The organism is Pseudomonas marginalis (assembly GCF_900105325.1).
In the GTDB taxonomy this organism is placed as follows: Bacteria; Pseudomonadota; Gammaproteobacteria; order Pseudomonadales; family Pseudomonadaceae; genus Aquipseudomonas; species Aquipseudomonas marginalis.
Map to the genome: position 1 here is coordinate 742,318 of NZ_FNSU01000003.1, position 13,581 is coordinate 755,898.

Here is a 13,581-nt window from a genome sequence, read left to right on the forward strand (position 1 = left end):
AGTCGACCCGGGCGTTAGTCACTCCGGTGGCTTTGCGCCCAACTTTTCCCACATTTTTTTATTGATCTTCTGCCGATTGGCGTAGCCGGCCCAAGGATCAACCTTCAGCCCGTGCAAGCGTTGGTGCAGGTTGGCCACCGTCCATTGCTGAGCGCCGCGCAAGCCCTTCAATTCCTCGCGACTGACCGGCACCGACACCGGCAGCCCAGGGCGTGCGCGCACCGAATAAGCCGCCACGGTGCTCGCGCCTCGTGCATTGCGCAGGTAATCGATAAAGATCTTGCCTACACGGTTTTTCGGCCCGGAGGTGGCGGTGAAGCGCTCGGGCAGTTGCTCGGTCATGAAATGGGCAATGGCCTTGGCAAAGGCCTTTACGCTGTCCCAGCCATCCCGCCGCGCCAACGGTATGACCAGGTGCAAGCCTTTGCCGCCGCTGGTCTTGACGAAGGCTTCCAACCCCAGCTCGTCGAGTACCGACAAGGTGAGCTGAGCGGCTTCCAGCATGGTTTTCCAGGGCAGCGCCGGGTCCGGGTCAAGGTCCAGCACAAACAGGTCCGGGGTTTCGATCTTGTCCGAGGTGGCGCCCCAGGTATGCAGTTCGAGGGTGCCCATTTGCACGGCCCCAATCAGCGCTTTCGTCGTGTCGATCTCCATCAGGCGCGCATGGCCTGGATCCAGTGCCGGGTCCAGTTGCTTGATGTTCGGAATCGCCAGGCGCTCCGCGTGCTTCTGGAAGAACTGCTCGCCCTCGATGCCTTCCGGAGCCCTGAGCAGGGACACGGGGCGATGGCGCAGGAAGGGCAGGATCCATTCGCTGATGCCTTCGTAGAACTGCGCCAATTGCTGTTTTTGTGTGCCGCTTTGCGGGTCGATGACGCGCTCGGGGTGAGTGATGTTCACGCCGCTGCTGGGCTTCTGGCTTTTCAGCGCTTTGAGGGATTTTGCCGTGCGCGGCTGTTCATGGATGATCTGCCCTGCGGGCTTGTCGGTGCGCAACCCCACGAAGACCGCCTGGCGCACCACGCCTTCGCGGGTCCACTCGGCAAATTGCACTTCGCCGACCAGGCGCGGTTCCACCCAGTGCACACCCCGTGCCTGGGCGGCGGTGAGGGGTTTTTCCAGAGGCGATGCCTTGCGCTCCAGAGGGGTGAGTTGGGCGTAGATGTTTTTCAATGAGGCCTGGTCGAACCCGGTGCCCACCCGCCCGGCGTAGACCAGCCCGCCATCGTCATTGACTGCCAGCAGCAGCGCGCCGAAACCACTGCGCGAACCCTGGGGGCGGGTGTAGCCGACAATCACGAACTCCTGGCGCAGGCGGCATTTGAGCTTGATCCAATCGGTATTTCGAGTGGAGACGTAGGGGCTGCCCTTGCGCTTGCCGATCACGCCTTCCAAGGCCAGGTCGCAGGCGCTTTCGAAAATATCCTGCTGGTTGGCGGCAAACGCTTCGGAGAAGCGCAGCAGTTTGCTGCGGCTGCCGGACAAGGCGTCTTTGAGCGCGGCGCGACGCTCCTCCAGCGGCGCCTGGCGCTGATCGCTGCCGTTTAAAAACGGCGCGTCGAACAGGTAGTAGACAATGTCCAGGCTGCGGCCGATATCAAAGGCATTTTGCAGCGCCTGAAAGTCCGGCAGGCCATCACCATTGAGGCTGACCACCTCGCCATCGAGCCAGCTGTCCTTGAGCTTGAGGGCGTGCAAGGCCTTGGCCTGGCGTGGCAGGCGTTCGGTCCAGTCGTGGCCGTTACGCGTGAACAGGCGAACCTCGCCGTCGCGTATGCGGGCGAGCATGCGGTAACCGTCGAACTTGATTTCGTAGTGCCAATCGCCCTCGGGCGCGCGGTCAACCAGGGTTGCCAATTGCGGCGCGAATTGATCGGGTAAGGCGGCTGTGGCTTTCTGTGTTTTTGCGCGTGGTTTGGGCTTGGTTTTGCCCACGGATGCGCCGCTGAGCACGCTTTTGGGTTGGGCCTGGACAATGTCGTAGTCGGCGGCGGGGCGCGCCTGTTGGTCTTTTTCCTTGATCAGCAGCCACTGCTCCTTGTCGCCGCTGCCCTTGAGGCGCGTACGCACCAGCGCCCAGTCACCCGAGAGCTTCTCACCGACCAGGGTGAATTTGAGTTTGCCGGCGGCATAGGCCTTGTGCGGGTCGTCGTGGGGCTTCCACACACCGCGGTCCCACACGATCACGTCGCCGGCGCCGTATTGGCCGGCCGGGATACTGCCCTCGAATCCGCCATAGCTGATGGGATGATCTTCAACATGGACAGCCAAGCGTTTCTGGCTCGGGTCCAGACTCGGGCCTTTGGGCACCGCCCAACTAAGCAGCACGCCGTCCAGTTCCAGGCGGAAGTCATAATGCAGGTTGCGCGCATCGTGCTTCTGGATCACGAAGCTCAGTGCCGATGCCTTGCGTTTACGGCCCGGTGAGCTGCCTGATGGCTCGGCGGTGACCTCGAAATCGCGTTTACGGTTGTATTCGCTCAGGGGCTTTGCCATGGGGTTCTCCTGTAGATGGCAGGCTCAAGAGGCCTTTTTGCCGGCTTTTTTTGCCGCCGGTTTTTTCGTCGTCGGTTTGCCGGCCAGGCTGCGTTTGAGCAGCTCGGTCAAATCGATCACATCGGCCGACTTGCGCTCCTCACTGCCTTCCTGGGATTCGACGTCTTCGATCTTGCCGGCCTTGGCCTTCTTCGCCACCAGCGCCATGATTTTTTCCTGAAAACTGTCGCGATAGTCCTCGGGCTGCCAGTCTGCACTCATGTCTTGCACCAGACGCTTGGCCATGTCCAGCTCGCCCTTGGCCAGGCTCGGTTTGGTCACGTCGTTGGGGAGTTCCAGTTCATCCAGGCCGCGCACCTCGGCGGGCCAGCGCAGCATCACCAGCACCAGCGCCGACTCCAGGGGCATCACTGCCGCCAGGTGCTGCTTGGTATGCAGCACCACGTTGGCCAGGGCGACCTTGCGGGTTTTGTTCAGGGTTTCGCGCAGCAGCGCGTAGACCTTGCCACCGCGTTTGTCCGGGGCCAGGAAGTAGGGGGTGTCGATGTTCGGCAGCGGGATCTGGTCACTGTCGACGAAGGCGATGATCTCGATGGTCTGGGTCGATTTAGGGTGGGCCGAGCGAATTTCCTCTTCACTGAGCACCACATAGCGACCCTTCTCAAACGCCACGCCCTTGACGATATTCTCCTTGGAGACCTCCTTGCCTGTGGCCTTGTTGATGCGTTTGTAGCCCACCGGGTCCATGCTGCGCTTGTCCAGCCAGTCGAAATCCACGCCCTGGGCGGACGTGGCCGAGACCAGCGATACCGGAATATGAACCAGGCCGAAACTGATGGCGCCTTTCCAGATTGCCCGTGGCATACGTGCGATTCCTTAACAAGAAGCTGTGTTCTGGTGACTCGAAGGCTGCGTGAAAAGTTTCGCCGGGCAGATGCGCGGACAGATCTCGTTACACCTGATCAGAAACTATTTAGTTACGAAAGCCGAACCCAGGGCGTAGCGTGGTATCGAAAGCACGTACTCCTCGCCCCAGAGAGGCTTTGTCATGAACAGCTGTGTGCGTCATCTCGCGGTGCTGGTGTTGGGCCTGGCACTTGGGCCAGTTGCCCTCGCGCAAAACCTGCCCGGCAGAAGCGATTCCAATACCGGCCCGATCCACCGGGCCAATCCCAACAGCATGCAGGGCACCCAGCCCAATACGCCGGCGGTGCGTGGTATTCAGACCGTGCCGACGCCGCGCGCACCGACCCTGGAAAACGGTGGTATCGGCAATCGCTACCCGCAACGCGATGCGGCCCCCAGCCGCCCAGCCACCGACTCCAAAGCCCCCACCTATGATGCCAACGGCAATCGCCGGTAAGGACGCTGTCTTATGTTTATACGCAAAACCCTGCTCGCCACCCTGTGCGCCACCACCCTGCTTGCGCAGACGGCCGTTTATGCCGCCGATGGGCAGCAGTTCCCCAGTGAACAAGGCAGCATCACCGCGACCCCGATCGCCAAAGGCCTCGATCACCCGTGGGCCGTGGCGTTTCTACCCGACCAGCAAGGGTTCCTGGTGACCGAGCGTCCGGGGCGCCTGCGCCTTGTCAGTCCGGACGGCAAGCTGTCTGCGCCGTTGACCGGCGTGCCTGAGGTGTGGGCCAAGGGGCAGGGCGGTTTGCTCGATGTGGTGCTGTCGCCGGACTTCAAGCAGGACCGCATGGTCTACCTGACGTACGCCGAAGGCGGTGGCAAGGGCGGTACGGCCGGCACCGCAGTGGGGCGCGGGCGCCTGGCTAAGGACATGAGTGGCTTGACCGATTTCAACGTGATCCTGCGCCAGGAGCCGAAACTCTCCACCGGCAACCACTTCGGTTCGCGCCTGGCCTTCGACCGCGATGGCTACCTGTTCGTGACCCTGGGGGAAAACAACGACCGCCCGACCGCCCAGGACCTGGACAAGCTGCAGGGCAAAGTCGTACGGATCTACCCGGATGGCCGCGTGCCCGATGACAACCCGTTTGTCGGTCAAGCCGGGGTACGTTCCGAGATCTGGTCCTACGGCCAGCGCAATCCGCAAGGGCTGGCGCTGAACCCATGGAGTGGCACGCTCTGGGAAAACGAACACGGGCCGCGCGGCGGTGATGAAATCAACATTATCGAGCGCGGCAAGAACTACGGCTGGCCGCTGGCGACTCACGGCATCAACTATTCGCTGACACCGATTCCCGAGGCCAAGGGCAAGACCGCAGAAGGCACCGTAGCGCCCCACCATGTGTGGGAGAAATCACCGGCCATCAGTGGCATGGCCTTCTACGACGCCGACCGGTTCAAGGCGTGGCAGCACAACGTGTTCATCGGTGCGCTGGCCAGCCAGGAACTGATTCGTCTGCAGTTCGATGGCGACAAGGTTATCCATGAGGAGCGCTTGCTGGGCGGCTTGAAGGCACGCATTCGCGATGTGCGGCAGGGGCCGGATGGCTTTCTGTATGTGCTGACGGATGAGGACGATGGCGTGCTGTATCGGGTGGGCCTCAATCAGGATTGAGCAATGAGCCGCAAGCTTGAAGTTTCAAGCTTGCGGCTTCAGTCAAAGCCCGAGTTCGGACAACCCCGGATGATCATCCGGGCGCCGTCCCAGCGGCCAGTGGAACTTGCGTTCGCTCTCCTTGATCGGCAGGTCGTTGATGCACGCGAAACGATTGGCCATCAGGCCGTTCTCGTCGAATTCCCAGTTCTCATTGCCATAGGAGCGGAACCAGTTACCCGAGTCGTCGTGCCATTCGTAGGCATAGCGCACGGCGATGCGGTTGTCGGTAAAGGCCCATAGCTCCTTGATCAGCCGATAATCCAGCTCCCTGGCCCATTTGCGCGTGAGAAAACCCTTGGCCTCTTCGCGGTCATGGGCGAATTCGGCACGGTTACGCCATTGCGTGTCCAGGGTGTAAGCCAGCGACACCCGGTGCGGGTCGCGGGAATTCCAGCCGTCTTCGGCCAGGCGCACTTTTTCAATCGCCGATTCACGGGTAAACGGCGGCAAGGGCGGACGTGTTTCTGCGGTAGATGACATCAGGCGGCTCCTTAAAACCATACAGCGTTATCGAAAGTTGCCAGGCGGGTGCGTTCACAGTCCCAATAACGTTCGCGCCATGCATTGCGCATTATCGGCAGCTGTTGAATCACCCATGACCAGGGCAACGGTAATGGCGCCATCGATCAGGATCAGCAGTTGCGCGGCCTGCCGTTCGGGGGCGGGGGTACCATGTGCTTGGCACAGTTCGAATGCGTACTCGAACAGTTTCTGTTTATGGGCCTTGGCCAGCAGGCGGACCGGGTCGTGCGGGTCGCCGGTTTCGCCACTGGTGTTGATAAAGGCGCAACCGCGAAAATCCGCCGAGCCGAACCAGGCCTTGAGCGCGTCGAACAGCGCCAGCAAGCGTGCGCCGCTGCCATCGACGCGCTCCACTTCGCCGCGCAGCCAGTGCATCCAGCGCTCGTCACGGCGCTGCAGGGCCGCGATCACCAGCTCATCTTTATTGGCGAAGTAACGGTAAATGCTTTTTCTCGAGACGCCGGCGGTTTTCACCAGGAAGTCCATGCCGGTGGCGGCGATGCCGTGGCGATAGATCAACTTCTCGGTGACGTCGAGGATAATGTCGCGTGTTTCGTTATGAGTCATATCGTTCATGGCTTGAAAAGTAGAACGATCGTTCTTCTTGGTCAACAAGAATTTTACTCTCTGCCACTGCAAGACCTGAGCACCCCCATGGTGTAAGCTCGGGGCCTCTTCGGATTCGACCCATTGCGAGCCTTATGCCGTCGTTCTTCAAACGCTCCCTGTTGCCCAAACTGCGCGGTTTTCCCCTGACTCCCGACGCCATTGACGTGCTGTCCGGCGCTGACGCTTTCCGTCGCTGCCTGCTGGAGAACATCGCCACGGCCACCCGCCGCATCTACATCGTCGCGTTGTACCTGCAGCAGGACGAGGCAGGGCAGGAGATCTACGACGCCCTGCACGCCGCCAAGGCCGCACGGCCGGAACTGGACATCGTGGTGGTAGTCGACTGGCTGCGCGCCCAGCGCGGGCTGATCGGCGCCGGCAAGCAACCGGGCAACAGCGCCTGGTACCAGGCCATGACGCAGCGCCATGCCAGTGAAGTGCCGGTGTACGGCGTACCGGTGCAAACCCGCGAGCTGTTCGGTGTGCTGCACCTCAAGGGCTTTGTGATCGATGACAGCGTGTTGTACAGCGGTGCCAGCCTTAACAACGTGTACCTGCACAAGTTCGATAAATACCGCTTCGACCGTTACCACCTGATCCACAGCCAGCCCCTGGCGGACTCCATGCAGCACTTGGTGGAACACGGCCTGGTGACCTCCAAGGCCGTGCACCGCCTCGACCTGCCCAACCCGCCGACCACCCGCAGCCTGCGCAACGACATCGGCGACCTGCGCAGCCGTCTCAAGCACGCGGCCTACGACACCACGGCAGGGCAGTTGCCCAACGGCCACCTGTCTGTCAGCCCGTTGCTCGGCGTGGGCAAGAACAACCCGTTGAACCGCGTGATCCTCGAGCTGATCGCCAGCGCCCAGCACCAACTGACCATCTGTACGCCGTACTTCAACCTGCCGCTGCCGGTGACCCGGGAGATCAACCGCGCCCTGGCGCGTGGGGTGAAGGTCGACATCATCGTCGGCGACAAGACCGCCAACGATTTCTACATCCCGCCCAGCGAGCCCTTCAAGGTGATCTCGGCACTGCCGTACCTGTATGAAATCAGCCTGCGCCGCTTTGCCAAGCGTCATCAACCGGTGATCGACAGCGGCCAGTTGAACCTGCACCTGTGGCGCGACGGCGACAACACCTACCACCTCAAGGGCATGTGGGTCGATCAGCGCTACACCTTGCTCACCGGCAACAACCTCAACCCACGGGCGTTTCGTCTCGACCTGGAAAACGCCTTGCTCGTCGATGACCCCCAAGGCCAGTGGCTGGAGCCGCGACGCACGGAACTGGCGCAGATCTTCCAGCACACCACGCGGATCGAGCGTTACCAGGACTTGCAAACCCTGGTGGATTATCCGCAGGCGGTGGGCAAGTTCCTGCGTCGCGTCAGCCGGGTGAGGATTGAGCGATTGCTGTACCGAATCCTTTAAGCCGCCTTGTGAAATCATCAGCAATGCAATCGTAGAGGGTATCGGACAGTTCCTATATCCAGCCTGGGATAAGCGTCTTTACAGTGCCTCTCACCGTTCACGGATGGACGGATCCATTCTTAATGGACTCATCCGAGAGAGCGATGACTATGTTGATGCTACTGCCTCACAGCCGCCCATCCGTTCCGGAGTTTCCCACCCCACCCAGCGCAGTGCCTGCTGCGCCTGATCCCATACCGACTCAACCACCCGCCCTGCGCAGGCGGCGATCCACTGCCGATGCAACGCCGGCCGCGGCTGGCCCGTGGACGCGACTGCCTCCCCGGGATCAGGCCCGCACTGCCGCCGCCGACACTCAGTTGGCTGAGCGCGTTGCCGCCGCTGAAAGCAGCGGCTACACGATGGTCGAGGTGCCGCCGGACAGCAGTCCGGGCATGGCAACGCGCTTGTACCAACACCTGCTGAACCGGCCAGCGTTGCAACAGTGGATTGCCGAGCAGCGCCTTGAACCTGCGACCCTGACCTTTCACCGCGATCATATCGAGGGTTATGCCAACCATAATGGTGTACGCAGCGCCGTCAGATTCAGCCTGACCGATAACTCCGGCTGGAACGAAGTTTCCCGCACCCTGAGGCCGATTCGAGAACTGCTGGACCCCTCGGACCAGGGGCTGCCTTTTATCGGGTCAGACGACGCATTGTGGCTGCCGCGCCAAGGGCTCGGCCAGATCACTGCCGGCAACCTTGAGCAGACCTGGCAAGTGATCAGCGAACTGGAGGAGCGCCTTGCCCTGGCCGATCGCCTTGAAGCAGAACTTGAAGAACTGCCGGACACTGCGCGTACGGACTGGTCGGATCATGAGACCGAGCTTTCACCGGCATCGTCATTGCCCCGGCATAGCCAGGCTGCGGTGGAGCGTTTGCAGCGGTTTGTCACGTGCCCGCAAATGGTTCGCCTGCTGGAGCAGGAGGGCTTTGCCTGGGCCGGTGCGCCATTCAGGGTGTCTGAAGGCAGGCTTGAGCGCCTGAGTCCGGTAGGCGGTTGGGTGAATCTGACCCGCTATGTGGAAGCCGTACCGGAACTGAACGATGAGCTCGAGGCACTGGCGGCGCTCAGCGTGCCCTTGGGCAACGCCCTGTACTCGACGCCACGCTACGACATGCGCCAGCTCCTGGATTTCAAGGGCTTGGGCTCGGCGCGTACCGTGAGTGAAACGCGCAACCTGGTTGCCTGGTTGCGCACTGCCTTGCCAACGCCGCCGCCATTGGGGGACTACGGCGCGTTGTTGCCCCGGGACTGGAAGCCGGGCACCTTGACCGCAGACGATCAAAAGCACATGGGCACCATGGCCGACATCCGCCTGCGCGGTCCCCTGGCTCGTGGGTTCAGCGCATTGTCCGGGGTCACATTGCAGGCGTTGCAGGCCGACCCGCAGGCTCACCTGGACAGGCTGCTGGACAGCCCGGATGCCTTGGCGTTCGGCGAGCAAATGGCTGGCGCGCTGCGCTGGCAGGTGGGCCAGGGCGCTAACTCGACGCTGCCCAGGACGCTGCTCCAGCAACTGGTAACCGCCGCGATCAAGCTGCACGTCGATCCCTCGATGTCCGACAAGCCCGGGGAAGTGGCTGGCTATTCGATCTACCAGCCAACGAACATGGGGCGCTCGTTCAGTCAGGTACGCCGTGATATCGAGCGCCACCTTCAGCACAACAAAGGCCTGGAACCCAAGCTGGCGGTGTTGGCTGCCCAGGTGTGCCTGGCGCAGGCGGCGCCGGAAATGCTCGTGCGCGACGTGCCCGAGTCCGTGAGTATCGGCACGCCGGCCTGGATGGAGCTGCGCCTGGGCTGCGCATTGGCCGATCACAATGCGCCAGGGACGTCGAGGATGATGAATGAACAGCAGGTCACCGACTTGACCACCCTGGAACCCGTCAGTGACGCGCAGGCGACGCTGATGCAACTCAATGCCTTGAAAGTCATCGCTGATTGGGGGGTGTTGAACGGCTGTATCAGGCAGCGCAGTGACGGTGAATACTCGTCGGGGGATATCCAGGAGGCTGCGCGGGTATTTTTCCGCCAGCGCGAAGACGTCGCCACCGCCTTCACGGCTGCGAGCAGTGAACTGCCGACGCGCAAGGCGCTGGCGATCAAGGAATTGCTGCGCGTGCTTCCTGGTATCACCCAGGCCGAACTGGAAGGCATGACCGTGCATGTGGCCAGTGCAGAGGATCGTCGCAACCTGCCGATCTCGGAACCGCGCACCCGCTCGTTGGTGGAGACCTATATGACCGGCGACCTGGCACCGGGCAAATGGGTGCTCAGTGACGACATGCCTGCTTTCCCGGCGGCGGCGAAAACGCCTTACCAGCACGCGCGGCCCCCCCAGGTAACCGAGGCGGCGCGGGCCAGGCTCGATACACGTATTCGCCGTCTGCCCGAGATGGATAAGTTGCTGGAAAACTCGGTGCTCCAGCACCGGAAGAAGCTCCAGGACGCGTACGCCACCAAGCTTAAGCTGATGTTTGCCGAGTTGCCTCTGGAGGATCGCAAGTTGCTTGAACTGGGCAAGGTCGAACTTTTCACCTTGCGCCGGGAAACCGGGGAGATCCAGGCCAAGGAGACCGACGCACTCAAAGACGCCAGCAGGGCGCGCCACGGCACCCTGATGCGCGTTGAGCATGGACCCACGGTCGTGCATTTCGAGGTGTTCGCCAACGGCAAGATCATCAAGCGTACGGATCTAACCGACGCGATGGAGCTCGACGGCGTCATTCACCGCGAGGGTTTTCCATCACCCCACGGCCTGGTGTATTTACCGGTGGTGCGCGGCGCGCAGATGAACCTTGATTTGGACGCCTATGCCAACGGCTCCCATCCTGATCCCAACCCAGCGTTCCAGGCGGTGATCGTGTCGGCGTTGGGCGGCGCATTTGCTGCGCGAGAATTACCTCTCAGCCATACGCCGGAATCGTTCGTCCCGGACACCTACAGTTCGCGAAAAACAGCGAGCATCGTCAACAGGATCGCCCAGGACAACTTTTACGAGCCCACCGAAAGCATGTTGCAACGCGCAAGCGAGTCACTGCCGCTGGAGAAGCATCGTGAGGCGCGGGCACGCGATCATGCCTTTCTATTGGGGTTCGTGCCGTTCGTGGGGGCGTATCAGGAGTTCAAACAAGGCAATATCAGCGCAGGTCTGACCAACCTGGCACTGGATGTAGTCGGCGTGGCCATTGGTGCGGGTAGCCAGGCCCGGGCGCTGATCCGCTCTGCCAGGGCCCTGGTGCCCAGCCGCCTGACCCAGCTTGTTACACGACTCAAGCCATCGGCGATTGCAGTGCCCCAGGTGAAAGCTGGAGCGAGTTTCAGCGATCGAGCATTTGACTTCATCAAGCAGTCCGGTTTGTTTACCAGTGCGGCGCTGAACCCGCTGGATGGTTACCCGCAGATGATCAATGCCGCGACCAAGGGACTGGTAAAACTGCCGGCGTTGCTGGCGGGTGGGGCAATGAAGTGGGGCAAGACGGTCCCACACCTGGTGACCGCCGAGGAGAAATTGCGTGCGTATCTGCTGGTTGCAGCCGGGCAGGCGAGCGGCGCGGAGGCGCCCGTGGTGACACCGACAGCGGGCAAGGCGGGGCGTTATCGGGAGGTCGACATGCACGCCACGCCATACAACGGCCGCTGGTATGCGATTGACCCGCGCAGCGGCGCGCCTTTCGGCACGCCACTGAACGGCTTCGAGCCAACCCGTTGAGCCGACGACCTCCCGCGCCAGGCGCGGGAGGTCGTATCAGTTCAGGCCCAGCTTGCCGCGCAGGGTCGACAGGTCTTCGGCCAGGGTGTTGACCGGGCCCACCAGCGCCTTGCGGTCGTTTTCCTTGACCTTGTCGTAGGTCTGGAAGCCGCCGTCCTTGGTCTTGTACTTGGCCAGGATCTTGTCCACGCTGGCGAAGTTCTTGTCGACCTTGGCCAGGAAAGCCTTGTCCTGTTTCTCGATCTGGCCACGGAACAGGTCGACGATTTTCTTCGCACCGTCGATGTTGCCCTGGAAGTCATACAGGTCGGTGTGGCTGTAGCGGTCTTCTTCACCGGAGATCTTGGTGGCGGCAACTTCTTCCAGCAACGCAGCGGCCCCGCCGACGACTTTCTCCGGCGGGAAGGTCAGGCCGTCGACACGGGTTTTCAGGTCGTTGACGTCAGTGTTGAGCTTGGCCGTCAGGGCTTCCAGGCCTTTGGTGGTGTTCTGGGAGAACAGCGCGTACTCGATGCGGTGGAAACCGGTGAAGTCTTCGGCGGTCACGCCTTTTTCGTGGTCATCGACCCGGGAGTCAATCGATGCATCCAGGTCGCTGAACAGCTCGGCGATCGGCTCGATGGACTCATAGTGCACACGGGTCGGCGCGTAGAGCTTCTTGGCGGTGGCCAGGTCGCCTTGGTTGATGGCGTCGGTGAACGCCTGGGTCTGGGTGACCAGTTCGCCGATTTCTTCGGTGACGTAGATCTTGTAGTCCGACACCGGGCCTACCAGGTCCAACGGCGCGGTAGCGGCAAACGCTGCCAGCGGCGAAAGGGTCATTAACAACGACAACGCGATAGTCGACTTCTTCATGGGACGTGTTCCGCTCTGGTTTGTTTTAGGTGTGGGCAGTGGTTTGAAAAGGCGTTGCAGCGAGCAGCGTGCGCCCGATGAAATCCTTGGGCCCCGTGACCCCCGGCAAGGTGAAGAAATACCCGCCGCCGACCGGCTTGAGGTATTCCTCCAAGGGTTCGCCGTTGAGCCGGGTTTGCACGCTGATAAAGCCTTTCTCCAGGTCAGCCTGGTAGCAGATGAACAACAGCCCCATGTCCAGCTGACCGTTTTTATTGACGCCGTTGGAGTAGTTGAACGGCCGACGCAGGATCAGGTTGGCCTGGGTCTGCGGGGTGCGCGGGTTGGCCAGGCGGATATGGGCATCGAGCTTGGTCAGCTTGCCTTCCGGGTCCTTGCTGTAGTCGGGCACCTGGGATTCTTTCTGGCCATCCATGGGCGCGCCGCTGGTCTTCACGCGGCCGATGATGCTTTCCTGCTCTTGCAGCGGCGTGCGGTCCCAGCGTTCGACGAAGTTGCGGATGATGCGCACCGCCTGATAGCTGCCATGGGCCGCCCAGCTCGGTTCGTCGCTGCCGGGTTGGACCCACACAATTTGGTCCATGGCCTTGTTGTCGTTGGAGTTGGGGTTGGCCGAGCCGTCGCGGAAACCCAGGAAGTTGCGCGCGCTTTGTGCCGGTTCGCCGGGCTTGGCCGGTGCCTGGGGCGGCACGCTGCCTTCCTGCTTCCAGCGCACCAGCAGCAGGTCGGGCAGGTTTTTCACGATGTCGCGCAGGGCGTGGATATTGGTGTCCGGGGTGTTTGAGCTGAATTGCAGGCTCAGGTCGCCGTGGCACTGCGCCGGTTCCAGCGCATCGTTGGGGAAGCCCACCATGCGGATCAGGCGCTTGGGTTTGACGGCGGCCAGGCCGAAGCGCTCATCGAACAACGATGCGCCGACGGACACGGTGATGGTCAGGTTATCCGGCGTGACCACCGGGCCGAGGATGCCGGAATCGGTGGGCGGCAGCTTCGGGTCGACCTGGGGTACGGTGCCGCCGGTCATCAGGAAGCCGATGCGCTCGTTCAAGGTGCGGAACAGGCGCTCCAGGTCTTCGCGGTCGCTGGCCAGGACATCGAACGCCACGAGCATGCCGCAGGCCGGGCGTGGGGTGACGATGCCGCTCTGGTGCTGGCCGAAAAAATCGTGGTGGTCCTGGGTCTTGTCGCTGCGCGGTGCGGTGGTGACTTGCTCGGCGGCGGCCGCCATGGCCGGGCAGGTCAGGGTGCTGCCGGCGATGGCGGCACCGGTGGCGGCCATGCCCAGGAGGACACGGCGACGTTGTGCTGAAAACTGTTCTGAATCACTCAT

10 protein-coding genes are annotated in these 13,581 nt (G+C 62.1%); 4 read left to right on the forward strand and 6 right to left on the reverse strand.

What is annotated here, in order from left to right; genetic code table 11:
- Nucleotides 1-18 precede the first annotated feature (18 nt).
- Entirely contained in the window at nucleotides 19-2,496 is a 2,478-nt protein-coding gene (gene ligD / locus BLW22_RS12600) for a DNA ligase D (RefSeq protein WP_074846578.1), read from the reverse strand.
- 24 nt (nucleotides 2,497-2,520) lie between these two features.
- Entirely contained in the window at nucleotides 2,521-3,360 is an 840-nt protein-coding gene (ku, locus tag BLW22_RS12605; protein ID WP_074846581.1) for a non-homologous end joining protein Ku, read from the reverse strand.
- A gap of 184 nt (nucleotides 3,361-3,544) precedes the next feature.
- Here ku and BLW22_RS12610 point away from each other — a divergent pair, with 184 nt between their 5' ends.
- Together BLW22_RS12610 and BLW22_RS12615 are read left to right on the forward strand one after the other, a co-directional pair.
- Complete coding sequence (locus BLW22_RS12610) at nucleotides 3,545-3,859, forward strand: hypothetical protein (RefSeq protein WP_065927747.1); 315 nt, start codon at nucleotides 3,545-3,547, stop codon at nucleotides 3,857-3,859.
- A 12-nt stretch (nucleotides 3,860-3,871) separates the two neighbouring features.
- On the forward strand, nucleotides 3,872-5,029 hold the full coding sequence (locus tag BLW22_RS12615; RefSeq protein ID WP_065927746.1) for a PQQ-dependent sugar dehydrogenase: 1,158 nt from the start codon (nucleotides 3,872-3,874) through the stop codon (nucleotides 5,027-5,029).
- A gap of 42 nt (nucleotides 5,030-5,071) precedes the next feature.
- On the opposite strand, the gene BLW22_RS12620 is transcribed toward BLW22_RS12615, so the two are convergent.
- Complete coding sequence (locus tag BLW22_RS12620) at nucleotides 5,072-5,551, reverse strand: nuclear transport factor 2 family protein (protein WP_065948682.1); 480 nt, start codon at nucleotides 5,549-5,551, stop codon at nucleotides 5,072-5,074.
- A 54-nt stretch (nucleotides 5,552-5,605) separates the two neighbouring features.
- Complete coding sequence (locus BLW22_RS12625) at nucleotides 5,606-6,169, reverse strand: TetR/AcrR family transcriptional regulator (RefSeq protein ID WP_074846584.1); 564 nt, start codon at nucleotides 6,167-6,169, stop codon at nucleotides 5,606-5,608.
- A gap of 125 nt (nucleotides 6,170-6,294) precedes the next feature.
- On the opposite strand from BLW22_RS12625, the gene pssA reads away from it, so the two are divergent.
- Nucleotides 6,295-7,638 (forward strand): CDP-diacylglycerol--serine O-phosphatidyltransferase, encoded by a 1,344-nt coding sequence (gene pssA / locus BLW22_RS12630; protein WP_074846587.1) that lies wholly within the window; start codon nucleotides 6,295-6,297, stop codon nucleotides 7,636-7,638.
- A 155-nt stretch (nucleotides 7,639-7,793) separates the two neighbouring features.
- Nucleotides 7,794-11,396 (forward strand): hypothetical protein, encoded by a 3,603-nt coding sequence (locus BLW22_RS12635; RefSeq protein ID WP_143045125.1) that lies wholly within the window; start codon nucleotides 7,794-7,796, stop codon nucleotides 11,394-11,396.
- A gap of 36 nt (nucleotides 11,397-11,432) precedes the next feature.
- On the opposite strand, the gene efeO is transcribed toward BLW22_RS12635, so the two are convergent.
- Entirely contained in the window at nucleotides 11,433-12,251 is an 819-nt protein-coding gene (gene efeO, locus BLW22_RS12640) for an iron uptake system protein EfeO (RefSeq protein WP_027607887.1), read from the reverse strand.
- A gap of 25 nt (nucleotides 12,252-12,276) precedes the next feature.
- Entirely contained in the window at nucleotides 12,277-13,581 is a 1,305-nt protein-coding gene (efeB, locus tag BLW22_RS12645) for an iron uptake transporter deferrochelatase/peroxidase subunit (RefSeq protein ID WP_027607886.1), read from the reverse strand.